Source organism: Amycolatopsis viridis, assembly GCF_011758765.1.
In the GTDB taxonomy this organism is placed as follows: Bacteria; Actinomycetota; Actinomycetes; order Mycobacteriales; family Pseudonocardiaceae; genus Amycolatopsis_E; species Amycolatopsis_E viridis.
In genome coordinates this window covers 5,055,947-5,080,815 of the sequence record NZ_JAANOU010000001.1, presented here as the reverse complement: position 1 = coordinate 5,080,815, position 24,869 = coordinate 5,055,947, and the positions used below count along the sequence as shown (strand labels likewise).

Below are 24,869 nucleotides of genomic sequence, written 5' to 3'. Positions count from 1 at the left end.
AAGGGGTGGGCACGTGGGCAGGGGGAGCACGCCTCGGTCGGTCGTCGTGACCGCGGTCCTGACCGCCGTGGTGGCCTTGTCCGCCCTGGTGACCGTGCGATTGCTGCGGGCGGACGGCACCGCCGCTGCGCCGCCTGCCGCGGCCGCCGCGAGCACCGCGGTGATCGCGGGCGCGGATTGCGGTGACGGGCCGTGCCAGGTGGTGTCGCAGGCGAGCGTGCACGGTGAGCAGGTGGAGCTGCTGGCCGGCCCCGGCGGTGGCAACGTGCGGTTCCAGGCGGGCGCGAGCGTGCTCGAGGTGGCGGTCACCCAGCTGGGCGGGCGGCTGGACGCGAACTCGCTGACCTGCGTCACGGCCGCGGTGTCCGCATGCCTGGTGCAGGCGCGGCAGGAGAACGCGACGATCGCCGAGCTGGTGGTCGAGCGGGCCGGCACCTGGCGGCCGGTGGCCAAGCCGTACTACTCGAGCGCGGGCCTGGTGCGCCTGACGGACGTCGGCGGCGACGACGCGCCGGAGGTCGTGGTCGTGCAGACCGCGCCGGTGCTGGCGCGGGTGTTCGCGCTGGACGGCAGCGCACTGGGGTGCACCCAGCGCTACACCTCGGTCAGCCAGTTGCCTGGCTGGCCCGAGGTGCAGCTCGCGCCGGGTGATCTGCGGGCGTGTTCCTGACCCGGCACGCCCACCGGCCGGGCCTCAGGCCCGGGCGGGCGAGGGCTCGGTGACGGGAGCGCCGAGCAGCGGCGCCGAGGTGTTGGAGTGCAGCACCTCGTCGTCGAGCAGGCCCTCGGTGCGGGCGATCCAGGTCGGGATGGCGATCTGGCCGGCCACGTTGGTGGCGGTGCGCATCATGTCCAGGATCGGGTCGATGCCGTAGATCACGGCGATGCCGGTGGCGATCACCTCGGGCGGCAGGTTCAGCGTGCTCAGCGTCAGCGTGAGCATGGTGAACCAGCCGGTCACCCCGGCCGTGGCGATCGCGCCGAACACCGCGACCACGACGATCAGCACGTAGTCGCCGAAGGACAGCGGGATGCCGAACAGGTTCGCGATGAAGATCGTGGCCACCGCCGGGTACACCGCGGCGCACCCGTCCATCTTGGTCGTCGTGCCGAGCGGCACCGCGAAGCTCGCGTAGCCCGGATCCACGCCCAGGTTGACCGCGGTCTGGCGGCTCAGCGGCAGTGTCGCACCGGAGGAGCGGGACACGAACGCGAATTGCAGCGCGGTCCACGCCTTGCGGAAGAACAGTGCCGGGCTGACCTTGCCGACGAACCGCAGCAGCAGCGGGTAGACGACGAACAGCACGAGCAGGGTGCCCACGTAGACGGCGATGATCAGCGACAGCAGCGGCCGCACGAACTGGTCGCCGTAGGTGGCGAACGCGTTGCCGATCAGGCCGAGCACACCCAGCGGCGCGAGCCGGATGATCCAGCTCAGCACCTTCTGCACGATGTCGAACACCGCGCGGTTGAGGTTCACGAACGGTTCGGCGCGGTCGCCCAGGGTGTAGACGGCCAGGCCAACCGCCAGCGACACGAGCACGACCTGCAGGATCTCGCCGTCGGCGAAGGATTCGAACAGGTTGCTGGGCACCAGGTTCTTGATCAGGTCCAGCCACGAGCCGTGGTCGCGGGAGGCGAGTTTCTGCACCGTCTCCGGCTTGGGCTTCAGCGAGACCCCGCTGCCCGGGTTGACGATCTTGCCGACGGCGATGCCGATGAGCACCGCGATCAGCGAGGTCGTGGCGAACCACAGCACGGTCTTGCCGCCCAGCCGCGCCGCGGTGCGGGCGCCGCCGAGACCGCGCAGGCTCACGATGCCCAGCACGATGGCGGTGAAGACCAGCGGCAGGACGGTGACCTGCAGCAGGTTCGTGAAGATCGTCCCGATCGTCTTCAGCGTCGTGACGAGCCAGTCCTGGCCGGTCTGCTTGGCGAGGACGCCCAGCAGGGCGCCCACGACGAGCGCGACGACCACGATCAGGCCGAAGACCTTGGGTTTGGTGTAGGACCGTAACAGGGACACTGGTTCGCTCCGGGGCGTGAAAGTCACTGGTTGTGCCGCGTGTGGTCAACACGCGCCGTCACCGGACTCTTCCCCATGACCCGTTCGTGTGGGCGACTTCTCACGATGTGGGAGACCAGAGGTCGGCGACGCTCACCCCGACCTCCGCCAGCAGCCGCCGGGTCAGCGGCAGGCTGATGCCGATCACGCTGGACGGGTCGCCCTCGATGCCCTCGACGAACCAGCCACCCAGCCCGTCGAGGGTGAACGCGCCGGCGACCTGCAGCGGCTCACCGGTCGCGACGTAGGCGTCGATCTCGGCCTGCGACGGGCTGGCGAACCGCACCCGCGTCGACTGCGTGCCAGTCGCCTGCCGGACCTTCCGCCCGTCCTCGACCAGCAGCACCGCGTGCCCGGTCAGCAGGTCGCCGGAGCCACCGGCCATCTGCGCCCACCGCTTCCGCGCGGTACCGGCGTCGCCCGGCTTGCCGAGCATCTCCCCCTGGAACGACAGCATCGAGTCGCAGCCCACGACCACCGCGTTCGCGTGCGTGCGGGCGACCTCGGCCAGCACGGCCCCGGCCTTCGCCAGCGCCAGCGCGGTGACGAGCTCCTCGCGGGACGGGTCGGTCAGCGCCGCGGCCACCGCGTCCTCGTCGACGCCGGAGACCACGACACTCGGCTCGATGCCGGCGGCGCGCAGCACCGCCAGCCGGGCGGGGGACTGGGAAGCCAGAACGAATCGCACGAGCGCGAGGGTAACGCCTTACGCGCGGGCCCCCGCCGGGTCCGGCTGGGCGGGCGCCCGCCGCGGCACCGGCCGGTGCATCGCGGCCGCCGCCACGATCCCCAGCAGCAGCACCGCGATCGGCAGGATCAGGGTTTCGCGGGCCGCGTTGGTCAGGGCCACCGGTGCGTTGCCGTGGCTGCTCGCCATGCCCGCGCTGATCCGCGCCTGCAACAGCACGCCGGTGGCCGCGCTGCCGAACACGCCGCCGACCTGCCGGGCGGTGTTGAAGATGCCCGACGCGGTGCCGGCCAGCCGCGGTTCGACCGAGCTCATCGTCGCGTTGCTCATGGGCGCGAAGACCGATCCGGTGCCCATCCCGCACAGCAGCAGCCCGGGGAAGGTGACCCACCAGGTGCTCGTCTCGCGTGCCATCAGGCGATCAGCGCCATCCCGGCGGCGAGCGCGACGATCCCGAAGATCACCAGGTACTTGGGGTTGACCCGGTCCGACAACCGCCCGATGAACGGCGCCATCACGCCGGAGAGCAGCGACATCGGGGCCGTGATCAGTCCGGCCTCGGTGGGGGAGAGCAGCAGGACGTCCTGGATGTAGATGACCAGCGGCAGGAACATCGCGGTCATCGTGAAGCCGATGGTGACCGCGGTGAGGGTCCCGGCCGAGAAGTTGCGGTTGCCGAACACGCGCAGCGGCAGCAGCGGTTCGCGGCGGTTGTAGTGCTGCCACACCACGAACGCGACCAGCAGCACCGCGCCGGCGGCGATCACCTCGAACACGGTGATCGGGCCGGCGACCGTGCCCCAGCCGTAGTGCTGCCCGTTCTGCAGGCCGAAGACCAGCAGCGACAACCCGGCGACCGACAGCAGGATGCCCGGGACGTCGAACGAGTGCGCGTTGCGCGGCTGCCAGTCGGGCACCAGCACCATCGCCAGGACCAGGCCGACCGCACCGACCGGCACGTTGACGAAGAAGATCCACTCCCAGCCCAGGTGGTCCACCAGGACACCGCCGAGCAACGGTCCGGTGATCGTCGCCAGCCCAGCGACCCCACCCCACAGGCCCATCGCCGGGCCGCGCTTGGCCGGCGGGAACAGGTGGGTGATGAACGCCAGTGTCTGGGGGGTCATCAGGGCGGCGCCCAGGCCCTGCACCGCGCGGGCCGTGATGAGCATGCCGGCGGAGCCGGACAGGCCGCACCACAGCGACGCGAGGGTGAACACCGCCAGACCGGCGACGAACAGCCGCTTCGGGCCGAAGCGGTCGCCGAGCCTGCTGGTGAACAGCATCGGGACCGCGTAGGTGAGCAGGTAGACGCTCATCACCCAGACGACCGCGTTGAGGTCGGTGTGCAGCCCGCGCACCATCGACGGGATCGCGATGGAGACGATCGTGGTGTCCAGCAGGATCATGAAGAACCCGATGCACAGCGCGCTCAGCGCTGCCCACGGGTTAACTCGCTCGATCATCGGGTCTGTCCTCGGTGGATTCGGTGGGGACCAGGGAGAGGTCGGGCTGCGGGTGCTCGTCCGAGAACGGCAGCCGTCCCGTGGTGATGTCCTGGATCAGCTCGCGCGTCCAGTCCAGTTCGAACCGCAGCCGCGCGGTGGTGTAGCACCAGTCGACCCAGTGGATTCGCGGCACGCCTTCGGTCTCCAGGCGGCGGAGGATGGCCTCGTGCTCGGCCACCTTCCCCTCGAGCCGCATCACGCGCAGCCGCAGTTGTTCCAGTGACACGTCCCGGCCGAGGTCGTCCATGGTGCTGAGGCCGCTGACGTACTGCGGGTACTCCTCGGCGACCGTGCCGAGCATCACCTGGGCGCGGTCCGTGAAGGCGTCGCGGCCCTCCTCGGTGAGCGCGTACACGGTGCGTTCCGGGCGGCGGCCCTCCCGCTGGGTTTCCACGATTGCGATGTGTCCGGCCGTGAGCAGCCGGTCGACCGTGTGGTACAGCGAGCCCGGTTTGACCGGGACCCGGTTGGTGATGTGCCGGTCCCGCATGAGCTGGGTCATCTCGTATGGGTGCATCGGTCTCTCGTGCAGCAGTTCCAGGATGGCGAGTGCGAGGGGCGTGAGCTTCACGGAGGACATCGGTGCTCCAGTTCGTTTATTCCACATGGACTATACGGGGCGGGGCAGTGCGGTACAACGCTGGTTCGGTGCTGGTTCAGTGCTGGTTCAGTGGGAGGCTTCGTCCCGCACGGCGGCGATGTGGTTGCCGATGAGGGCCTGCAGGGTCCCGGTGTCTCCGGCGGCGAGCAGGTCGCAGATCCGCGCGTGCTCCTCGATGATGATCGGCGGGCGGACGGTGTTGTCCCGCAGCGCCGTGTTGACCATCCGCAGCTGGCGATCGCGCAGTCCGGAGTAGAACTCGGCGAGCAGCGCGTTCCCGGCGGCCCGCACGAGGGTGGCGTGGAACTCGCGGTCGAGCCGGGTGAAGCGGGCGGTGTCCTCGGGTATCGACACCGCGCGCTGCTCGTCGAGGACCGTGCGCATCTCGGCGGCGACCTCGCGGTGGGTGCCGGCGGCGATGACCTTCGCGGCCGCGTGCCGCTCCAGGAAGATCCGGGCCTCGGCGATGTCGTGCACCTCGCCCGGGGACACGGGGACGATCAGCGCGCCGCGTTTCGGGTACAGCCGGAGCAGGCCCTCGGCGGCCAGTCGCAGGAACGCCTCCCGGACCGGGGTGCGGGACAGGGTCAGCGCGTCGGCGACCTCGCCCTCGCTGATCAGCCGTCCGCCCTCGAGGCGGCCGTCCAGGATGCGGTCCTTGGTCCAGTGGTAGGCCCGGTCGCCGGCCGCCTGTGAGCGGTCCCTCGTTGACATGGGCGAATCGTAGTCAGGACGCTGTTAGATACAAGATAGATGCAACAGGAGGTGGTCCGGTGACCACGGCCAGGGCTTGGTCCATGTGGGGGCTGGGCGCACTGTGCTACCTCACCGCACTGTTCCACCGGATGAGCCTGTCGGTGGCCGGGCTCACCGCGCAGGAACGCTTCGCGATCGACGCGACCGGGCTCGCCGTGTTCTCCGTGGTGCAGCTCGTGCTCTACGCCGTGCTCCAGGTGCCGGCCGGTGCGGCCGCGGACCGGTTCGGGCCGCGGAAATCGCTGGCGCTGGGGATGGCCCTGATGGCCGCCGGGTCGATCGTGTTCGCCGTTGCCACCGCGTACCCGGCGGCGATGGCCGGGCGCGCGCTGATCGGTGCCGGCGACGCGTTCCTGTTCGTCAACGTGCTGCGGCTGGCGCACAACTGGTTCCCCGGCCACCGGTACGCGCTGGTTGCCGCGCTGACCGGGATGATCGGCGGTCTGGGCCAGCTGATCGCGACCGCGCCACTGGCTGCCCTGCTGACCGGGTTCGGGTGGACCCCCGCGTTCCTCGCCGCCGGGGTGATCACGGCCGTGCTGCTGGTCGCGGCGGCCCTCGCGTTGCGTGACGGGCCTTCGGCCGCGGCGCGCACGGTGCCGGAGGAGCCGCTGCGGGTCAGCCTGCGGCACGCCTGGCGCAACCGCGGGACGCGGCACGCGATGTGGACGCACTTCACGCTGATGGGCGCGTTCGTCACGTTCACCGCGGTGCTCGGGCAGCCGTACCTGGTGCACGCGCAGGGCCGGACCCCCGCGGCTGCCGGCGCGCTGCTGACCGTCGTGGTGGCCGGGTTCGTGCTGTTCGGGACCGTCGCCGGGCAACTGGCGTCCCGGCGGCCCGGCGTGCGCGGTCCGCTGGTCGCGTCGGCGGCCGTGGTGACCGTGCTGTGCTGGGCCGTGCTGATCGTGGTGCCGGGCCCGGTGCCGACGCCGGTGCTGGGACCGGTCCTGTTCCTCGTCGGCGCCGCCGGGGCGGTGAGCATGCTGGCGTTCGACCTGGCGCGCTCGGCCAACCACGGGCACCAGGCCGGGGTCGCCAGCGGGGTCGCCAACATGGGCGGGTTCACCTTCGCCGTCGTCGCGGAGCTGGCGGCCGGGCTGCTGCTGGACGAGCTGCTCCGGCACGGCGTCGACGGGCCGCTGGCCTACCGGTTGTCGTTCCTGGTCGCGCTGGCGATGGCGCTGACCGGCACCGCGCGGCTGCTGATGCTCCACCGGCACGCCGGGGTTCGCTCACCCCACCCCGGAGGCGTGCCGGAACCAGCCGCCTGAGCCACTCCCGCTCGCGAGTGCGCAGCTCGCGGGCGGGAGCGCCGGACGCGTGACTACCGCGGCCAGGCGGAGGCCCGCCAGGCACCCGCCCCGGGCCGGGGCAGCGGCCGGCGCACCAGCGCCGCGCGGTCCGCCCAGAAGGACGTCCGCTCCGGCTTCCGCGGCGCCTCCTCGCCACCGGCGGACGCCGCCGCGGCCACGACGGCCGTCAGCGCCGCCAGTTCCGCCTCGTCCGGGTTGCCGCGCACCACGCGCAGCACCGGCCGGGCGGGGGGACTTTCCTCGGACTCGCTCATGCCGACCTCCCTCACAGCGGGATGTTGCCGTGCTTCTTGGGCGGCAGCGTTTCGCGCTTGTCGCGCAGCATCGACAGTGCGCGCGCCACGTGACCGCGCGTGTGGGAGGGCACGATCACCGCGTCGACGTAGCCGCGCTCGGCCGCCTCGTACGGGTTGAGCAACGTGTCCTCGTACTCCTGGATCAGCTCGGCCCGCAGCGCCTCGACGTCCTTGCCCTCGTCGGCGGCCTTGGCGAGCGTCTTGCGGTGCACGATGTTCGCCGCGCCCTGCGCGCCCATCACCGCGACCTGCGCGGTCGGCCACGCCAGGTTGATGTCCGCGCCGAGGTGCTTGGAACCCATGACGTCGTACGCCCCGCCGTACGCCTTCCGCGTGATCACGGTGACCAGCGGGACCGTCGCCTCGGCGTAGGCGTAGATCAGCTTCGCGCCACGCCGGATGATGCCGTTCCACTCCTGGTCGGTGCCCGGCAGGAAGCCCGGCACGTCCACGAACGTCAGCACCGGCACGTTGAACGCGTCGCAGGTCCGCACGAACCGCGCGGCCTTCTCCGAGGCGTCGATGTCGAGGCAGCCGGCGAACTGCGTCGGCTGGTTGGCGACCACACCGACCGCGTGCCCGTCCACCCGGCCGAACCCGACGATCACGTTCGGCGCGAACAGCTCCTGGATCTCCAGGAACTCGCCGTCGTCCAGCACCCGCGTCACGACCTCGTGCATGTCGTACGGCTGGTTCGGCGAGTCCGGGATCAGCGTGTCCAGCTCGAGGTCGGACTCGGTCACGCCGTCCGCGATCGAGGAGTCCACCGGCTCCGGCGGGTCGAACACCGGCGCCTCGGACAGGTTGTTCGACGGCAGGAAGGACAGCAGCTCCTTGACGTAGGAGATCGCGTCCTCCTCGTCCGAGGCGAGGTAGTGCGCGTTGCCCGACTTGGTGTTGTGGGTGCGCGCGCCGCCCAGCTCCTCGAACGTGACCTCCTCACCCGTCACGGTCTTCACCACGTCCGGGCCGGTGATGAACATGTGCGAGGTCTGGTCGACCATCACCACGAAGTCGGTGAGCGCGGGGGAGTAGACGTGCCCACCCGCGTTGGCGCCCATGATCAGCGAGATCTGCGGGACCACGCCGGACGCCTTCACGTTGCGGCTGAAGATCTCGCCGTAGAGGCCGAGGGAGACCACGCCCTCCTGGATGCGCGCGCCGCCGCCCTCGTTGATGCCGATGATCGGGCGGCCCGTCTTGACCGCCAGGTCCATGACCTTGACGATCTTCTCGCCGTAGACCTCGCCCAGCGAACCGCCGAACACGGTCACGTCCTGGCTGAACACGCACACCGGGCGGCCGTCGATGGTGCCGTACCCGGTCACCACACCGTCGCCGTAGGGGCGGTTGCGCTCCTGCCCGAAGTTCGTCGACCGGTGCCGGGCCAGCTCGTCGAGCTCGACGAACGACCCGGGGTCGAGCAGCAGGTCGATCCGCTCGCGTGCGGTCTTCTTGCCCTTCGCGTGCTGACGCTCCACCGCCCGGGCGGACCCGGCGTGCACCGCCTCGTCGTTCCGGCGGTACAGGTCGGCCAGCTTCCCGGCCGTGGTGTGGATGTCCGGCTCCTCCGCCGGAGGCGTCCCGATCGGCTCCGTCGCGCTGCTCATGACGGGAGCCTATCCATTGCGCAAGGGGCGCGTGTGTGGCGTGAACCTCACCTGGCGAACCGCGACCACGCGTCCAGCAGCCGCCGGGCCGAACCGCCGACCGGTCCGACCGCGTCGGCCAGCGTCTTCGCGTCCGGCAGGTGCGCGCCACTGATCGCCGCGACCGCCTGGCCGGGATCGGTGATGGTGGACGAGCACACCGACCGCAGGTAGTCCGGCACGGTCAGCGCCGGGTCGGTGCACCCGACGACGGGCGTGCCGACGGCGACGACCAGCGGGAACACCGTGCCGGGGATGCCGATGGCGGCCTCCGCGCGGGCGGCGGCCTGCACCGAGGGCACGGAGCTGATCTCGTAGCGGTCCCACAACGTGCGGTCCTCGCGCGGGTGCAGGCCGACCAGGATCCGCTTCCCGGCGGCGGCGAGCTTCTCCGCCGCGGCGAGGAGCAGTTCCGTGCCGGGCGCGGCGGCGCCGGTGCCGTCGGGGTGCGTGACGCTGGTGAGGACCAGGACCAGGCCCGGTTCCGGTGCCCGCCGCGGCAGGTCGTCGGTCTGCGGCGAGCCGACGATCCGGATGTGCCGTCGCCGGCCCAGGTAGGTGCCGAACGCGCGGGCCTCGGCCGGGGAGGACGAGGTGATCAGCCGCGGGTGCAGTTCCCGCGCGCGGGGAGCCTGGACCGGCTGCTGGTAGGCGAGGGAGCTGGCGACGAGCGGCAGCCGGCGGAAGCGGGCCGCGCAGTCGGCGGGCCAGTCCCCGGCGCCGGTGACGACGAGCAGGTCGGCGCTGGGCGCGTTGTCCGGCGTGGCGACCGGTACCGGGTCCCCGGGGGTGATGCGGGTCAGGTCGGGCACCAGCTGGGTGAGCCGCCAACCACGTCGCGCGGCCTCGGCGAGCAGCGGTTTGACGTGGTAGGTGCCCCACGGCTCGTTGGTCGCGATCAGCACGCGCGGGGACCGCGAGGCGGCCGCGGTACCGCCGCCGAGGGCGGCGAGGGCGAGGGCGCCGCCGAGCACGGCGCGCCGGGTCACCGGGTTCGTCATGATCGCCAACCTAGGCGCCGCGGGCGGCGCCGAGATGAACTCCGCGCGAATCCTGTCAGCCGGCCAGCCGTTGCGCGTAGCGCCGGGTCAGCTCGGCGGTGCGTTCTTCCGGCCACGGGCAGCGGATCTCGCCGAACGTGGCGGCGAAGAACAGCTCCAGCTGGGTGTGCCAGGCGGCCAGCGCCCCGGCCCGCAGGTGCGCCAGCGCGAACGGCACGGTCTGCGTCAGCTCGACCCGGGTGCCCAGCTCGCGGTCGGCCACGAATTCCCACCGCACTCGCCCCGCGGGTGAGCCGTCGTGCAGCCACTCGTACTCCAGCACGTTCGGCGCCGACGCCACCAGCACCCGGCCGGCCGGTACGTGACCGTTGGTCGCCCGCACCGGGGCGGGGTCGCCCGGCTGCACGGTCGCGTCCTCCGTCAGCAGCTGCCACACTTCCGCGGCCGGCCGCCACACCAGGTCACGGGCGAACCGCAGCTCGTACCCGTGCGCTGTCTCGTGCACCGCGCCCTCGCCGAGACCGAACTCCTCGATGTAGCGCTCCATGCCGTGCAGCCAGTCCGGCTGGGGCGGGACACCGGCCCCGTCCAGCCGGGCGGTCAGGCCGTTCAGGCAGAAGTCCCAGCCGATCGCGTTGCGGCCACCGGAGAGCCGGCCGATGTCGCCGCCGCCGATCGTCTGCGTGAACACCAGCAGGCAGCCGTCCCCGTCGGGCACCAGCTCGAACCGCAGCACGTCGAGGTTCCAGCGGAACGCGAACACCTTCGGCGGGTCGAACTCGAGGACTTCGCCGCTGCCGCCGTCGTCGACCGGCGCCGCGTCCGGGAAGACGAACCGCATCGGCGCGCCCACCCGTGCCCCGGTTTCCACGCGGGCGGGGAACCAGTGCGCCAGCTCGGCGGGGTCGGTAACGGCCTGCCAGACCTTTTCGGGCCGGTGCGCGAGCCGCCGCTCGAAGCGGAGGACGGGTTTCCCGGCGATCGTCCGCAGTTCGGTCACGGTTCCTCCATCGTGTCCAGGTGCCGTTCCAGGGCGTCCAGGCTCGCGTTCCACAGGCGACGGTAGGGCGCCAGCCACGCGTCGATCTCGGCGAGCGGCTCCGAGCGCAGCCGGTACCAGCGCCGCTGCGCGTCCTGCCGGACCTCGACCAGGCCCGCTTCGCGCAGCACCTTCAGGTGCTTGGACACCGCGGGCTGGGTCAGGGACAGGCGCTCGACGAGATCGCCGACCGGCCGCTCCGACGTGCGCAGCAGGTCGAGGATCTCCCGGCGCCGGGGCTCGGCGAGCACCTCGAAAGTAGATGCCATACGGGTAATATAACCCAACTGGCATATAGGTCAACACCGCCAGGCGCCGCGGGCACCCGATGCTGGTTCGAAAAGCTGGATGTGCCCTTGCAGCCTGCGGTGCCGTCGCAATTCGAGGCCATATCGCATGGCCATTCGCCAGCGTTCGCGAGAAGCGACACCTAAGGCAGAAATATGCGGTCGGCCGTGCGTAGCTTGATGGCCCAGGGGGCTCATCCACTTCACTTCTGCGAGGACTTACCTATGCCGCCGTCATCCGTTGCTGCCGTCGCACCCGCACGGGGGGACACGAACGCGAACCGCTGGTGGATCCTGGTGGTGATCGGCTTTGCGCAGCTCATGGTCGTGCTGGACTCCACGATCGTGAACATCGCACTGCCGTCGGCGCAACACGACCTCGCGTTTTCCGACGACGTGCGCCAATGGGTGGGCACGGCGTACGCACTCGCATTCGGCAGCCTTTTGCTGCTGGGCGGCCGGGTCGCCGACTTGTTCGGCCGCAGACCGGCCTTTCTGGTAGGGCTGGCCGGTTTTGCCCTGATGTCCGCGCTGGGCGGTGCGGCGAACGGCATCGAACTGCTGATCGTCGCCCGCGCCGGGCAGGGGGTGTTCGGCGCGTTGCTCGCGCCGGCCGCGCTCTCGCTGCTCAGCACGACGTTCACCGATCCCGCGGAACGGGGCAAGGCGTTCGGTGTCTTCGGAGCGATCGCCGGGGGCGGTGCCGCGATCGGGCTGCTGCTCGGCGGCGCGCTGACCCAGTACCTCGACTGGCGCTGGTGCATGTTCGTGAACATCGTCTTCGCCGCGGTCGCGTTCGCCGGTGCCGTGGCGATGCTGCGCCCGCTTCCCCGCACCGGGGGGCGGCCCAAACTGGACGTCCCCGGCACGCTGACCGCGTCGGCCGGTCTGTTCGCCCTCGTCCAGGGGGTCGCCCACGCGGAGGCCGAGCCGTGGTCGGCCGTCTCGGTGTGGGGTTTCCTGGCCGTCGGCGTGGCGTTGCTGACCCTGTTCGTCTACCTGCAGACCACGGTGGAGTATCCGTTGCTGCCGATGCGCGTGCTGTTCGACCGGGACCGCGGCGGCTCGTTCCTGTCGGTGTTCCTGCGGGGCATTGGGATGTTCCCGGTGTTGCTGTTCCTCACCTACTACCTGCAGCGGGACCTCGGGTTCGCGCCGATCACCAGCGGCGTCGCCTTCCTGCCCATGGTCGCCACCCTGATGGCGGGTGCCGCGGCTGCGAGCGGCGTGCTGTCGAAGTTCGGCTCGCGGGCGCTGATCAGCCTCGGCATGCTCATCGCGGCGGCGGCTCTGTGTTGGCTCAGCGCGATCGACACCGTCAGCACCTACTTCAGCGGGGTGCTGTTCCCGCTGATGGTGTTCGGTCTGGGCATCGGCGTGTCGACGGCGCCCGCGATGAGCGCGGCCACGACGGGGGTGCGGGCCGGCGACGCGGGCGTCGCGTCGGCCACGGTGCACACCGCTCAGCAGATCGGCGGCTCCATCGGCACCGCGCTGGTCAGCACCCTCGTCGCCAACGCGGTGACGACGTTCACGGGCGGCACGGCGCCGGTGCCAGGACTGGCCGCGGAAGCCGCGGTGCACGGCTACCGCGTGGCGTTCTCCTGGTCCGCCGGGTTCTTCGCCTTCGGGACGGTCGTCTGTGCCGTGCTGCTGCGCCCGCGCGCCCGTGACGCGTCAGGCCGCAATCGTCCACAGTGATCTCCGGCGGTCGGTGGGCGACCTGGCGCGTTTCCCGGCTCTGGTTAGAGGCCGAGGCCGCGGAGCAGGATGTCGAAGCCCTGCCGGAACTCCTCCGCCGGCGGGATCGACCGGGCCTGCGCCGCGGTCTCGGACAGGATCGGGAACTCCTCGGGCGGCAGACCGGCCAGTGCGGCGGTGCCCGGCCCGGACAGTGCGCCGAAGTGTTCGACCTGCAGGGCGCCGAACACGTATCCCATGATCGCGCGGAACGCGATCGCCCGGCGCGTGCCCGTGATGCCCGCGTCGGTCAGCACCGTCAGCATCGTCTCGCCCCAGCGGATCGAGCTGGGCGTGCGGTGGCGGTGGATCAGCAGCAGCGGCACGACCGCGGGGTGCCGTCCGACGGCGACGCGGACCCGGTCGGCCAGCACGCTCAGCCGCTTGCCCGCCGAGCCGCGCGGGACCGTCAGATCGATCGCCTGGAGCACCAGGTCGACCACGAGCCCTTCGAGCTGCCCGCGGTCGGACACGTACCGGTAGAGCGACATGGTGCCCATGCCGAGCTCCTGGGCGACCGCTCGCATGGAAAGCGCTTCCAGACCGTCGCGGTCCAGGACGGTCAGCGCGGCGGTCGCGATCTGCGCGGGTGTCAGGGAACGGGGGCGCGGCATGGTGTTTGACAGCGTACAGCCTACGCGCATACGGTCGTAGGCGTACACCACACGCTTACCGAGGGAGTCGTGCATGCGAGAGGTCAGTCCACGCGAACTGGTCGCGGTCACCGGCGAGCGCGTCCCCGTGCCCGACCCCGCCCGCCTGGTCCACCTGCAGTTCCGGCGCTTCGCCGGCTGCCCGATCTGCAACCTGCACCTCCGTTCGATCGTCCAGCGGCACGACGAGATCAGCGCCGCGGGCATCCGCGAGGTGGTGTTCTTCCACTCGCCTGCCGACGAGCTGCGGGAGTACGACCTGCCGTTCGCGGTCGTCGCCGATCCGGGCAAGCGGTACTACCGCGAGTTCGGCGTCGAATCGGGTGGCCGGGCGCTGCTGCACCCGCGCACGTGGGGCGCGATCCTGCGTGGTTCGGCGTTGACGCTGGTCGGCCGCTTCCGGGCACCGGCCGCGCGCCAGGAGGGCGGCCGGCTCGGGTTGCCCGCGGACTTCCTGATCGACCCGAGCGGACGGGTGCTGGCGAGCAAGCACGGTGAGCACGCCTACGACCAGTGGTCGGTCGACGAGCTGCTGGCCCACGCCCGGACGGCGGTGGCCGGGTAACGCCGGGCGGCCCCCGGGCCGAGGCGCATCAGGCCGGCCGGGTCCGGGACGATCCGGCAGCGCGGGCAGACCCGGGGCGCGGTGGTGCCGGGCGCGCCGGGATGAACCAGACGGCCGCGATCACCGGCACGCTCGCGCTACAGGGCGGTCCGATCACGGCCACCACCGGGGAACGGGCGCTGGGAACGGTCGGAGTGGGGTGACCGTGTAGCCCCGGGGATGGTCCGGGTTCCGGTGCCACGCTTCCCGCGACGGTTCGCCGAGCACGGTCACACCCGGCGGTAGCCCTTTCGCTCGGCGCGGCGGCGCAGGGCGTCGGCCGTCGCTTGGTCGGCCGGCAGGAACGCTTCGAGGCGCAGTTCGGCGAGGGTGACGTCGGTGGCGGTCGCGAACGACGTCAAGGTGGTGATCAGCCGCAGTTCCCCGTCGGCGGTGGCCAGCCGCATCGGCACGGAAAAGCCCAGGTGATCGCCGCTGACCGGAGCCTCGGGCAGGTATCCCGCGAGTTCGGCGACGAACTCGTCGAGGCGCGGGTCGGGGCTTCGCCGCGCCCGGGCGCGCAGGTTCTCCACCACATGGCGGCCCCACTGCGCCAGGTTCGCCACCCGGCGTCCCATCCCCTCCGGGTGCAGCATCAGCCGCAGCATGTTGACCTCGGGGGTGAGCAACTCCGGTGCCGCCCCTTCGGTGAACACTTCGACCGCGTCGTTGACGGCGACCACCCGGCCGTAGGGCGCGATGACCAGCGCGGGGTACGGGAGGTGGCCGTGCAGGATCTCCTCCAGCGCCTCACGCACCGGGCGCAGGGCCGCCTCGTCCAATGTGGACTCGGTGAACACCGGTGCGTACCCGGCGGCCATGAGCAGGTCGTTGCGCTCCCGCAGCGACAGGCCCAGGGACTCGGCCAGCCTGACCACGATCGCCCGCCCCGGCCGGGACCGGCCGCTCTCGATGAAGCTCAGGTGCCGCTGCGTGGTACCCGCCAGCGCGGCCAGTTCGAGCTGACTGATCCGGCGCGACCGGCGCCAGCGCCTCAGTTCCGCGCCGACCCCGGCGCTGTCCACTTCGGTGTCCACAGCTTCGTTCTACACGAGCCCGCAGGCGGACGATTCCCGCGCGGGAATTGCCGTCATACCTGGCCTTCCCCGACGATTCCGCACCGGACGACAGGAGGACAGGGAATGAAGTGCTACCGCCTCGACCCGGGACACGGGCTGGCCGGGTTGACGCTGGACGAGCGGGACGTGCCGGAACCGGGCCCGGGCCAGGTGCTGGTCCGGATCCGCGCGAACTCGCTCGGCTTCCGCGATCTCATGGTCCTGGACGGCAACTACCCGCTGCCGATCTCACCCGGCGTGGTGCCCGGGTGCGAGGGCGCCGGCGAGGTCGTGGCCGTGGGGGACGGGGTCAACCGGGTGCGGCCGGGCGACCGGGTCGCGGCCACCGTGTTCCCGCGCTGGCTGGACGGCCCGTTCATCCGGGACAACGCCGCGCAGCTTGGCACGATGATCGACGGCGTGCTCACCGAGTACGCCGTGTTCGGTGAGGACGCCGTGGTGCCCGTCCCGGCGCACCTGTCGTTCGAGGAGGCCGCCACGTTGCCGCTCGCGGCGGTGACCGCGTGGCACGCGCTCAGCGCGGGCGGCCCGCCACGCCCGGGTTCCACGGTGCTGACGCTCGGCTCCGGCGGGGTGTCGCTGTTCGTCCTGCAGTTCGCGAAGCTGGCGGGTGCGCGGGTCATCGTGACGACTTCGAGCCCGGTCAAGGCGGAGCGGCTGCGCGCGCTGGGTGCCGACGCGGTGATCGACTACCGTGAAGATCCGCAGTGGTCGCAAAAGGTTCTCGACCTGACCGGTGGCCGCGGCGCGGACCGGGTCGTGGACGCGACCGGCCCGCTGGAGCAGTCGCTGAAATCCGTCGCAGCCAGCGGGGACCTCGCCTTCGTCGGCTACTGGTTGTCCGGGGCCGAGGGCGCACGGCCCGTCGATCCCGCGGCCCTGTTCAGTGCGGGTGCGGTCCTGAATCGGATCGCCACCGGTAGCCGGGCCCATTTCACGGAGCTGACCCGCGCGGTCGAGCTGCACCGGCTTCGCCCCGTGATCGATCGGGAGTTCCCGTTCGAGAAGGTCCCGGATGCCTTCGAGTACTGCGCGTCCGGCGGCGGGTTCGGCAAGATCGTGATCAGCCACAGCTGACTACCTGGTCAACTGTACCGTCCAGACGGTACTGTTGGCGGGGTGGGTGTCAACAGCGAGCGCTCCCGGCGCCGCCACCCGCGTCCTGGGGGATGCGATGTCCGACAAGTGGGTCAAGCGCCTGATGTTCGGCACCGACGTCGGCTTCCTGCTGTACTGGCTGGCCAACGTCGTCCGGATCATCCCGCCCTACCCGGAACCGGTGCTCAACGCGTGGAACTGGTCCTTCCTGGGACTGGACGTGATCGCCGCGACCACCGGCCTGATGTCCCTGCGCTGGACGCGCCGTCGCCGGGCCGGCGCGACGGCGTTGCGGGCCGTCTCGCTCGCCCTGACCCACGCGGCCGGGTTGCTCGCGATCAGCTTCTGGGCGCTGCGCGGCGAGTTCGACCCCGCCTGGTGGCTGCCCAACCTGTGGCTCACCCTGTTCCCCCTCGCCGCGCTGGCCCTTTCGCTGCGGGAAGGCGCCGCGGCCACGCCGGCGGAAGGCACGGGAGGTGACCTGCTGACGGCCGGAACCGGAGAAGGTAATTTCGCACCATGGTGGTCGCTGCGCACGAGGTCGAGCTGTTCGAGCGGGCCAGGGCGCGGTTGGCGGCCATCGCGTACCGCCTGCTGGGATCGGCGACCGACGCGGAGGACGCGGTGCAGGACACGTTCCTGCGCTGGCAGTCCGCCGACCGGGAGCACATCGGGACACCCGAAGCGTGGCTGACCAAGGTGCTCACCAACATCTGCCTCAACCGGCTCACCTCGGCGCGGGCCAGGCGGGAGACCTACGTCGGTCAGTGGCTGCCGGAACCGGTCCTCGCCGGGGACCCGCTGCTCGGCCCGTCCGCCACCGTCGAGCAGCGGGAATCGGTGTCGATCGCGATGCTCACCCTGATGGAGCGGCTCTCGGCCCGGGAACGGGTCGTGTACGTGCTGCGCGAGGCGTTCGGGTATTCGCACGGCGAGATCGCCGAGGTGCTCGACCTCACCGAGTCGAACTGCCAGCAGATCTACCGGCGCGCCAGGCAGCACCTCGCCGAAGGACGGCGCCGGGTGGCGGTCGATGCGTCCGCGGCCCGCAAGATCGTGGCGGAGTTCCTCGCCGCCGCGCTCAGCGGCCGGACCGACTCGCTGGTGAAGATGCTGGCCGACGACGCGATCAGCGTCGGTGACGGCGGCGGCGTGGTCTTCTCGCTGCCGCGCCCGGTCACCGGTGCGCTGCGGGTGGCCCGGTTCCTGCGCACGCTGTTCCAGCCCAGTGCGGCCAAATGGGAGATGATCGGCGGCCGTCCCGTCCTGTACGCCGCGGTCGCCAACGGCGCGCCCGCGCTGGTGATGACGGTCGGCGACCGCGTCGCCGCGGTCGTGACGCTGGACGTGACCACCGACGGCGTCGCGGCCGTCCATGCGCAGGCGAACCCCGGCAAGCTCGACCGCGCGACCCGCCAGTGGGCCAGCGCCGACCACGGGGACCCGCTCGTCGACACCTGGTGACGTGGATCACCGCTCGCCGCTGTCAGGTTTCGTGCCGCTGCCCGGTTCAGGAAGCGACACCAGCCCGACAGGGAGTGAGGGAGACCATGAAGCACCGCATCGTCGTTCTCGGGGCCGGATACGCCGGAGCCAACGCCGCCGGGCGGCTGGCCAAGCGCCTGCACCCCGCCGACGCCGAGATCGTCCTCGTCAACGCCGACGCCGAATTCGTCGAGCGCGTTCGCCTGCACCAGCTCGCGACCGGCCAGGAGCTGACGCGCCGCGCGCTCACCGACGTCTTCGCCGGCACCGGCGTGCAGGTGCGGCTGGCGCGGGTCACCGCTGTGGATGCGGAACGCAAGATCGTCGAGATCAGCGACGCCGACGGCCGCAGCGAGATCACCTACGACACGCTCGTCTACGCCCTCGGCAGTGCCGCGGCCGACGGCGGTGTCCCGGGCGTCGCCGAGTACGCCCACAACCTCGCCGGCAAGCAGTCGGCGCTGCGGCTGCGTGAGCGGCTGGCCGGTCTTGCCGCGGGCGGAACCGTGCTCGTCGTGGGCGGCGGCCTCACCGGTATCGAAACCGTCACCGAGATCGCCGAAGCCCGGCCGGACCTCGCGGTCTCGCTCGCGGCCCGCGGCGGCCTCGGCGACTGGCTGAGCGAGAAGGCCCAGCGCCACCTGCGCACGGCGTTCGACCGGCTCGGCATCTCCCGGCACGAGCACACCGACATCGCGGGCGTCGAGCCCGCCGGCGTGATCACCGCCGACGGCCGCGCGATCCCGGCGGACGTGACCATCTGGACCGCCGGTTTCGCCGTCCACCCCCTCGCCGCGGCCACGACCCTGCGGGTGTCCCCGGCCGGGCAGATCGTCGTCGACGACACCATGCGGTCGGTGTCGCACCCCGACGTCTACGCCGTCGGTGATGCCGCGTTCGCGCCGGGCGCGACCGGCGCACCGTTGCGGATGTCGTGCGCCTCCGGGGTCCCCACCGCCCAGCTGGCCGCGGACGCCATCGCCGCCCGCCTCACCGGCGGCCGGATCCCCCGGAACGAGATCGGTTACACCGCCCAGTGCATCAGCCTTGGCCGCCGGGACGCCGTCGTGCAGTGGGTGACCCCGGACGACCAGCCGAAACCGTCCGCGGTCACCGGCCGGGCGGCTGCGTGGCTCAAGGAGCTGATCTGCCGGGCCGCGGCGTGGAGCATCGCCCACCCGACGTCGATGCTCCCGGTTCGCCGGCGTCACACCGTCGGGGTGGAAGAGCCGCGCGCGATCACGGTGTGACAACCGGATGCGGGTGACCACCGGGTGGGCCGCCGCCGAAGATCACAGCTCCGGCGGCGGCCCGTTCCGCCACCCGGGCAGCCGGCACCGGCGCTCAGCGCGCCGGGCGGCCGGCGCCCGCGTAGTCGTCGGTGCGGGTGCGGTACGTCGCGATCTGGATGGCCATGCCCTCGGTCGGCGCGTTGATCATCAGCCCGTTGCCCAGGTAGAGCCCGACGTGGTGGATGCGCGTGGCCGGGTTGCCGTAGAACACCAGGTCGCCCATCTTCGGTTCGGTGACCGGCGAGACCGACCGGAACTGCGTGTCCGCCGTGCGCGGCAGGTCGATGCCCGCCGCGTCGTAGGCGGCCTTCGTCAGGCCCGAGCAGTCGAACCCGGCCGCGCCCGCGTCCGGCCCGTTGCCGCCCCACACGTACGGCAGGCCGAGCTGGTCGAGGGCGAACCGGGTGGCGCGGACCGACGGCGCGGACGCCGACGCCGGGTCCAGCGACAGCTGCGCGTACAGCTGCGCGTTGCCGAGCGCCTGCTGGCGGAACAGGTCCGAATCGCGGTACCCGGCGACCGCCTTCCACCAGCCCTGGCCGGCCTGGAGATCGGTGCGGCCCGCGCACAACGTGCGGCCCGCGGCGACCGCCGCGTCGTCGATGTCCTGGAGATCACCGTGCGCCCCGGCGCGATGCCATTCGCTCTGCGTCAGCTGCATCGGACCGCTGCGCGGCTCGGTGGCGGGTTCGCCGGCGGCGCCGGTCAGCGGTACCGCGCCGAGCGCTTTCGTCATCCGCCCGTCGGCGGCCAGCGAAGCGCCGCCGAACCGGCCGTGGTTCGAGCTGGCCTTGCCGATCCCGGCGAGTGTCACCCACGACAGGTGGCAGCCCGGGTCCTCGTCGCGCAGCGTCAGCTCGCCCGTCGCGTACCCGATCAGCGCGCGCTCCGGGATGTCCAGCGGCCCGCTCAGGTTCGCCGCCCACTTCTCCAGCTCGCTGCGGCCCTGTTCCTGGGGAGCCTGCGCCTGCTCCGGCGCGTTCGGCTCCAGCACGGTGGGCGCGGCCGCGATCGCCGCGTTCCCGCCCGGCTGCTCGGCCGGCACCACGTCGGCGGCGGTCTGCACCGCCCGGCGTGGCGGCTCGACCAGCAGCCACCCGCAGGTCGCCACGGCGGCAACGAGGATCAGCGCGATCAGGGCACGCCCGGCAGCGGCCCGCCCCCACGATCGGAAACGCATGGTCACCTCGTCCACACTAAAAGACACCGCCCTCGCCCGTCACCGGGATCCAACGACCGGACCCCCGCCCGCGTGACGGCGGGCGAATAGGCTTTCCCCATGAACGCGATCAACACCGCGCGGCTGCGGGCCGAACTGCTCGCGCCGGAGGGTCCGTACGCGGCGCTGGACGTCGTCCCCAGCACCGGGTCCACGAACGCCGACCTGCGCAAGGCCGGTGTCGAGGGCGCGGCGGACCGCACCGTGCTGATCGCCGAGGAGCAGACTTCCGGGGTCGGCAGGCGGGCGCGGCTGTGGGCCTCGCCGAAGGGCAGTGGCGTGTACCTCAGCGTGCTGCTGCGCCCGGCCGGGGTGCCGTTCAGCGCGCTCGGGTCGCTCGCGGTCGCCGCGGGGCTCGCGGTGACCGACCTGGCCGTGGAACTCGGCGTCGATGCCGTGCTGAAGTGGCCCAACGACGTGCTCGCCGGACCGGACCGCGGCAAGTGCGCCGGGATCCTGTCCGAGGCGGTCGCGGGGGACGAGGTCGCCGTGGTGCTCGGCATCGGGCTCAACGTGCGCCCGCTGGGCCCGGGTGTCGAGCCGGGCGCGGGCGGGCTGATGCCGACCTCGCTGGCCGAGCAGGGCGCGCGCACCACCGACCGCACCGACATCGCTGCGCTGCTGCTGGCCGCGCTCGCCGACCGCGAGGACCGCTGGCGGGCGGCCGGTGGTGACCTGGCGCGAGCCGGGCTGCTGGCCGACTACCGGGCCCGCTGCGAGACGCTCGGTCAGGAGGTGCGGGTGCTGATGCCGGGCGACCAGACGATCACCGGCACGGCGGAGGACGTCGACGCGTCCGGCCAGCTGCAGGTGACCGGCCAGGACGGCAAGCGGCACACCGTGTTCGCCGGAGACGTCGTGCACCTGCGCCCGGTACGGTGAATCGTCGCGAGAGGAGTTCGCAGTGGCCTACCCCGACGATCTGCTCAGTGAGAACGAGCAGGTCATAGTGCACAGCCATCCGCACGCCAAGATGCTGATCGGTCCGGTGCTCGGGTTCCTCGTGACACTGGGGGTGGCCATCTGGCTCGTTGCGCTCGCCGCCGGTGCGCCCGCCCCGTGGCACGACATGGCCCGCATCGCGATCGCCGTCGTCGCGGTCGTGCTGATCATCGCGTTCTTCGTGGTGCCGTTGATCCGCTGGCGCACCACCCACTTCATCGTCACGACCGATCGCCTCATCGTCCGCGAGGGCGTGATCAAGCGGACCGGGATCGACATCCCGATGGGCCGGATCAGCAGCGTCCAGTTCGAGCACGGTCTGGTGGACCGGATCTTCGGCTGCGGCACGCTGGTGATCGAGTCCGCTTCGGACGAGCCGCTGCGGTTCGAGGACATCCCGCGCGTCGAGCGGGTGCACACGATGATCTACCGCCAGGTCAACGACAACCCGTACGACGACTTCCCCGGCGAGCAGGGTCCGCACACGCGTGGCCGCGGCGCCCGCTGACTTCACCCGATCCAGCGAATCGCCGAGTGCGCTCGGTGACACGTGCGCCGGAAACCGTTGGTACCGCGTGGATTTCTCTCCGCCCGGTCTCGATTGCGTCGCGTGCCCGACACACCTCGGCGCCCCGATGCGTATTTCCGCGCGATGAGGCAACCTGTTGTCGGAGGGGGAACCGGAGCGCGTCGGCGCGCGTCCGAGTCCGAGCCGACTGCTGTACTCGCGAGGAGGGGTGCCGTGACCGAGCATCGGGCGCAGGTGGAGGAACTGCTCGCCGACTACCGCCGCAGCCGGGAAGACCTCGCCGCCGCGCAACGCGCGCTCGCCGCCGTCACCGCCTCGGCGACCGACGCCGACGGGCTGATCACGGCGACCGTCGGCCCGCGCGGCACCCTGACCTCGCTGACCGTCGCCGAGGGCGCGTACTGGCGCTACCGGCCCAACGAGCTGGCGCAGCAGATCGTGCGGATCACCGCCGAAGCCACCGTGCGGGCGCTCGCCCGCGCGGGGGAGGTGCTGGCGCCGGTACTGCCGGCCGGGACCGATCCGCAGGCGCTGCTGCTCGGCACCGGTGACCTCGACGCCACCGAGATCGCGCCCGCGAAACCGCGACCCGTGCCTGACGACGAGAGCCTCGAGGACCACCGCTGGATGACCCGATGAGCGCCGGGTTCGAGACCGACGCCGACCGGCTCGCGGTCTCCTCCGGCGACTTCGACGGCCTGGCCCTCCGGGCGGCGGCGGTCGCGGAACGACTCGAACGCGCCCTCGACGGGGCCGAGCGCGCGTGGGGCACGGACGCCGTGGGGCAGGCGTTCGCGGCCGCACACGCGAGCCGCGCCGGCGAAACCCTCGACGTGCTGCGCAACCTCTCCGGGCGGCTGTCGCGGTTCGGGCAGACCGTCGGCGAGGCCGCCGGCCGCTTCCGCGGGTCCGAAGAGGACGCGGAGCAGGCGATCACCGACACGGCGCGGGGGTAGACATGGGTATCGAGCTGCCGCGGGAACTCGCCGATCTCGCCGCCGAGACCGGTCTGTCCTGGCCCGAAGCGGACGAGGACCGGTTACGGGAACAGGCGGTCGCCTGGCGTGACGCGCACCGGGAACTGACCGCGCTGGCCCGGGAAGCCGACGAGCACGCCGGCCGGGCGGTCGCCGCGCTGTCCGCGGACGCGGGCGAGGCCGCCGGCCACGTCTGGTCGGAGTTCGTCGACCCGGAGAAGGGTCACCTGACCGTCGCCGCCCGGGGCGCCGCCGAGGCCGCCGACCGGCTGGAGAACGCGGCCGAGCAGGTCGGCGCCGCGAAGGTGGAACTCGTGCGGCAACTCGTCGAGGCCGCGAAGAACCGGGACGCGAGCCTCGCCGCTGCCGAGAACGGGCACCCGACCGCGATCCTCGGCGTGGACACGACCCTGCGCGGCACGGCGGCGAACCTGGCCGTCGTGGCCGGCGGGCTGGCCGCGACGCTCGGGCCGGAGCCGGTCGGCTCGCTGGTCACCCCGCTCGTCGAGCCGAATCCGGGCGTCCGGACGGCGGACGGGCAGGGCGCGCTGCTCGGTGTGGTCACCGGTCTGGCCCCGGAACTGGTTGCGCCCGCGATCGTGCCGTCGCCCGCGGTGCTCGGTGCGCCGCCGGTGGTGTCCTCGTCCCTGCTGACCCCGCCGGTGATCCCGCCCGTGGTTCCCGAACCGGCCCTGGCAGACACCGACACCGGCCCGATCCGGTTGCCCGATCCGCCGACACCGCCGTCCTTGCCGCAGTACGGGGGGCTACTCGAGTCTCGCGGGTTCGACGAGGTGCCGACACCGTCCACCGGCGTCGCGAACGCCACCGTCGCCGCCGGTTTCGCCGGCGCGGTCGTGCCGCCGCCGCCGATGCCCGCCGCGCAGGGGGTCCCGGCACCGGTGGGCGGGTACGGGCCGCCTGCGCAGTTCGCGCCGCCCGCCGCGGTCGTCCCTGCGCCCGCTGCACCGGTCGCGATGCCCTACGCGCCAGGTCCGCCCCGGCCCTACTCGCCGGACCTGCGGCCCGTTCCGGAACCGGCGCCGCCGGTGGGGGCGCCCCGGCAGGAGCGGGAAGCCATCGTCGCGTTGTTCCGGGTCCACATGTTCCCGATCGGCCATCTGCCCGTCGCGACCGACAAGCCCGCGCGGCAGCTGCCGGCGCCGCCGTTCGAGTTCGATTTCGCGCCGGGACTGCGGTTCCCGCCCCACGACCACCCGCGGTCGGACCTGATCCGCACCGAGGACGCGCTGGCGAAGGTCGAGGCCGGGTACGGCCGGCTGCCGTCACCGCCCGCGCCACCCCCGGCCGAGGTGCTCGCCGGGTACGACCCGCGCGGCGGGTTGGCCGAACGCGACTGGGACCGGCGGTTCCTGGCCGGGAAGCGCCGCGAGGTGCCGGAGTACGCGTGGCCACCGGGAGAGCGTTATCCGGAGGGCGGCACCGGGGGCGGCGAGCCGGAAGTGCTGACCGCGGACACCGTGCTGGACCGGTTCGGTGATCCACGCGGCCGGGTGTTCGCGCCCGCCGGCACGCCGTTCGCGCAGCGGTCGCTGCCACCGGCGGCGCGGGACGCCGGCTACCGGCGATACCGCGTGCTGCGGGAGGTGCCGGTGTGGCGCGCGGTGTCCGCGCCGTGGTTCGGCCAGCCCGGCGGCGGCGCCCGGTACCGCGCGATCTACTCCGCCGACGAGCTCGTCACCCTGGGGTACCTGGTGGACATCACGTTCGAGGAGGGCGCTGCGCAGTGAACGTCGAGTCGATCGTGCGGTGGCTGGCGGCCATCGGGGTGCCCGGTGAGGTGATCTCGATCGGCCGGGAGGCCGACAACGCGTGGTGCCTGTTGCGGGTCGAGGAGTCCGAGGAGGGCGGCCCGGTCTGGGAGGTGTTCTGGCGCGAGCAGGGCAACCGCTACGACTGGGCGCGCTTCACCAACGAGCAGGTCGCCTGCCACTACCTGTTCGGCAGGCTGGCGTGGTCCCAGGTCGCGCGCGGAGCCGTCGGGTTGCTGCCCGCGCCGGCGTGAAGCAACGCTGATGGCATCG

25 protein-coding genes and 2 pseudogenes are annotated in these 24,869 nt (G+C 72.2%); 14 read left to right on the top strand and 13 right to left on the bottom strand.

Going from position 1 to position 24,869, the window contains the following annotated elements; all coding sequences use genetic code 11:
- Positions 1-13: 13 nt before the first annotated feature.
- Positions 14-670 (top strand): hypothetical protein, encoded by a 657-nt coding sequence (locus FHX46_RS25160; RefSeq protein ID WP_313886243.1) that lies wholly within the window; start codon positions 14-16, stop codon positions 668-670.
- A 24-nt stretch (positions 671-694) separates the two neighbouring features.
- On the opposite strand, the gene FHX46_RS25155 is transcribed toward FHX46_RS25160, so the two are convergent.
- The 5 genes and pseudogenes from FHX46_RS25155 to FHX46_RS25135 all read right to left on the bottom strand — a co-directional run bounded on the left by FHX46_RS25155 (position 695) and on the right by FHX46_RS25135 (position 5,576).
- Positions 695-2,026 (bottom strand): dicarboxylate/amino acid:cation symporter, encoded by a 1,332-nt coding sequence (locus tag FHX46_RS25155; protein WP_167119763.1) that lies wholly within the window; start codon positions 2,024-2,026, stop codon positions 695-697.
- 100 nt (positions 2,027-2,126) lie between these two features.
- On the bottom strand, positions 2,127-2,753 hold the full coding sequence (locus FHX46_RS25150) for a Maf family protein (RefSeq protein WP_167119760.1): 627 nt from the start codon (positions 2,751-2,753) through the stop codon (positions 2,127-2,129).
- Positions 2,754-2,771: 18 nt separating this feature from the next.
- Positions 2,772-4,219: pseudogene (locus FHX46_RS25145) on the bottom strand (MFS transporter).
- On the bottom strand, positions 4,203-4,841 hold the full coding sequence (locus FHX46_RS25140) for a PadR family transcriptional regulator (RefSeq protein ID WP_167119757.1): 639 nt from the start codon (positions 4,839-4,841) through the stop codon (positions 4,203-4,205). Before FHX46_RS25140 ends, FHX46_RS25145 begins: the two are co-directional and overlap by 17 nt.
- An 87-nt stretch (positions 4,842-4,928) precedes the next feature.
- Positions 4,929-5,576, bottom strand: a complete 648-nt coding sequence (locus FHX46_RS25135; RefSeq protein WP_167119754.1) for a GntR family transcriptional regulator — start codon at positions 5,574-5,576, stop codon at positions 4,929-4,931.
- A 59-nt stretch (positions 5,577-5,635) separates the two neighbouring features.
- On the opposite strand from FHX46_RS25135, the gene FHX46_RS25130 reads away from it, so the two are divergent.
- A complete protein-coding gene (locus FHX46_RS25130; protein ID WP_313886242.1) occupies positions 5,636-6,892 on the top strand; it encodes an MFS transporter in 1,257 nt (418 codons plus the stop codon).
- 53 nt (positions 6,893-6,945) lie between these two features.
- Here FHX46_RS25130 and FHX46_RS25125 read toward each other — a convergent pair whose 3' ends face one another.
- The 5 genes from FHX46_RS25125 to FHX46_RS25105 are packed head-to-tail and all read right to left on the bottom strand — an operon-like array spanning position 6,946 to position 11,188.
- Entirely contained in the window at positions 6,946-7,188 is a 243-nt protein-coding gene (locus FHX46_RS25125; RefSeq protein WP_167119750.1) for an acyl-CoA carboxylase epsilon subunit, read from the bottom strand.
- 11 nt (positions 7,189-7,199) lie between these two features.
- Positions 7,200-8,840: an acyl-CoA carboxylase subunit beta gene (locus FHX46_RS25120; protein WP_167119747.1), complete on the bottom strand. Its 1,641-nt coding sequence runs from the start codon at positions 8,838-8,840 to the stop codon at positions 7,200-7,202.
- A 47-nt stretch (positions 8,841-8,887) separates the two neighbouring features.
- Positions 8,888-9,880, bottom strand: coding sequence for a hypothetical protein (locus FHX46_RS25115; RefSeq protein WP_167119744.1), 993 nt, complete (start codon positions 9,878-9,880; stop codon positions 8,888-8,890).
- A 55-nt stretch (positions 9,881-9,935) separates the two neighbouring features.
- The gene (locus FHX46_RS25110; protein ID WP_167119741.1) at positions 9,936-10,880 is read right to left on the bottom strand and encodes an SRPBCC family protein; all 945 of its coding nucleotides are present in this window, start codon (positions 10,878-10,880) and stop codon (positions 9,936-9,938) included.
- On the bottom strand, positions 10,877-11,188 hold the full coding sequence (locus FHX46_RS25105; RefSeq protein ID WP_167100087.1) for an ArsR/SmtB family transcription factor: 312 nt from the start codon (positions 11,186-11,188) through the stop codon (positions 10,877-10,879). Before FHX46_RS25105 ends, FHX46_RS25110 begins: the two co-directional genes overlap by 4 nt.
- Before the next feature lie 243 nt (positions 11,189-11,431).
- On the opposite strand from FHX46_RS25105, the gene FHX46_RS25100 reads away from it, so the two are divergent.
- On the top strand, positions 11,432-12,907 hold the full coding sequence (locus FHX46_RS25100; protein WP_167119738.1) for an MFS transporter: 1,476 nt from the start codon (positions 11,432-11,434) through the stop codon (positions 12,905-12,907).
- A gap of 44 nt (positions 12,908-12,951) precedes the next feature.
- Here FHX46_RS25100 and FHX46_RS25095 read toward each other — a convergent pair whose 3' ends face one another.
- Positions 12,952-13,560 (bottom strand): TetR/AcrR family transcriptional regulator, encoded by a 609-nt coding sequence (locus FHX46_RS25095; RefSeq protein ID WP_167119735.1) that lies wholly within the window; start codon positions 13,558-13,560, stop codon positions 12,952-12,954.
- 73 nt (positions 13,561-13,633) lie between these two features.
- Between FHX46_RS25095 and FHX46_RS25090 the strand changes: the two genes are divergently transcribed.
- A complete protein-coding gene (locus FHX46_RS25090; RefSeq protein ID WP_167119731.1) occupies positions 13,634-14,164 on the top strand; it encodes a peroxiredoxin-like family protein in 531 nt (176 codons plus the stop codon).
- A gap of 269 nt (positions 14,165-14,433) precedes the next feature.
- On the opposite strand, the gene FHX46_RS25085 is transcribed toward FHX46_RS25090, so the two are convergent.
- Positions 14,434-15,240: a helix-turn-helix transcriptional regulator gene (locus FHX46_RS25085; protein WP_167119728.1), complete on the bottom strand. Its 807-nt coding sequence runs from the start codon at positions 15,238-15,240 to the stop codon at positions 14,434-14,436.
- A gap of 105 nt (positions 15,241-15,345) precedes the next feature.
- On the opposite strand from FHX46_RS25085, the gene FHX46_RS25080 reads away from it, so the two are divergent.
- The 4 genes and pseudogenes from FHX46_RS25080 (at position 15,346) to FHX46_RS25065 (ending at position 19,115) form a co-directional block, all read left to right on the top strand.
- Positions 15,346-16,359, top strand: coding sequence for a zinc-dependent alcohol dehydrogenase family protein (locus FHX46_RS25080; protein ID WP_167119725.1), 1,014 nt, complete (start codon positions 15,346-15,348; stop codon positions 16,357-16,359).
- Positions 16,360-16,456: 97 nt separating this feature from the next.
- Positions 16,457-16,762: pseudogene (locus FHX46_RS29165) on the top strand (DUF5360 family protein); the annotation flags it as partial.
- 137 nt (positions 16,763-16,899) lie between these two features.
- On the top strand, positions 16,900-17,844 hold the full coding sequence (locus tag FHX46_RS25070) for an RNA polymerase sigma-70 factor (RefSeq protein ID WP_167119723.1): 945 nt from the start codon (positions 16,900-16,902) through the stop codon (positions 17,842-17,844).
- Positions 17,845-17,930: 86 nt separating this feature from the next.
- The gene (locus FHX46_RS25065; RefSeq protein ID WP_167119720.1) at positions 17,931-19,115 is read left to right on the top strand and encodes an NAD(P)/FAD-dependent oxidoreductase; all 1,185 of its coding nucleotides are present in this window, start codon (positions 17,931-17,933) and stop codon (positions 19,113-19,115) included.
- A gap of 94 nt (positions 19,116-19,209) precedes the next feature.
- On the opposite strand, the gene FHX46_RS25060 is transcribed toward FHX46_RS25065, so the two are convergent.
- Positions 19,210-20,337, bottom strand: coding sequence for a C40 family peptidase (locus tag FHX46_RS25060; RefSeq protein WP_167121661.1), 1,128 nt, complete (start codon positions 20,335-20,337; stop codon positions 19,210-19,212).
- A 99-nt stretch (positions 20,338-20,436) separates the two neighbouring features.
- Between FHX46_RS25060 and FHX46_RS25055 the strand changes: the two genes are divergently transcribed.
- The 6 genes from FHX46_RS25055 (at position 20,437) to FHX46_RS25030 (ending at position 24,850) form a co-directional block, all read left to right on the top strand.
- Positions 20,437-21,258, top strand: a complete 822-nt coding sequence (locus FHX46_RS25055) for a biotin--[acetyl-CoA-carboxylase] ligase (protein ID WP_167119717.1) — start codon at positions 20,437-20,439, stop codon at positions 21,256-21,258.
- 22 nt (positions 21,259-21,280) lie between these two features.
- Positions 21,281-21,826 (top strand): PH domain-containing protein, encoded by a 546-nt coding sequence (locus FHX46_RS25050; protein ID WP_167119714.1) that lies wholly within the window; start codon positions 21,281-21,283, stop codon positions 21,824-21,826.
- A 234-nt stretch (positions 21,827-22,060) separates the two neighbouring features.
- Positions 22,061-22,486 (top strand): YbaB/EbfC family nucleoid-associated protein, encoded by a 426-nt coding sequence (locus FHX46_RS25045; RefSeq protein ID WP_167119711.1) that lies wholly within the window; start codon positions 22,061-22,063, stop codon positions 22,484-22,486.
- Positions 22,483-22,803 (top strand): hypothetical protein, encoded by a 321-nt coding sequence (locus FHX46_RS25040; RefSeq protein WP_167119708.1) that lies wholly within the window; start codon positions 22,483-22,485, stop codon positions 22,801-22,803. The genes FHX46_RS25045 and FHX46_RS25040 overlap by 4 nt, the downstream gene beginning before the upstream one ends.
- Before the next feature lie 2 nt (positions 22,804-22,805).
- Positions 22,806-24,575: a TNT domain-containing protein gene (locus FHX46_RS28320; protein WP_208400275.1), complete on the top strand. Its 1,770-nt coding sequence runs from the start codon at positions 22,806-22,808 to the stop codon at positions 24,573-24,575.
- The gene (locus FHX46_RS25030; protein ID WP_167100065.1) at positions 24,572-24,850 is read left to right on the top strand and encodes a hypothetical protein; all 279 of its coding nucleotides are present in this window, start codon (positions 24,572-24,574) and stop codon (positions 24,848-24,850) included. Before FHX46_RS28320 ends, FHX46_RS25030 begins: the two co-directional genes overlap by 4 nt.
- Positions 24,851-24,869: the final 19 nt, after the last annotated feature.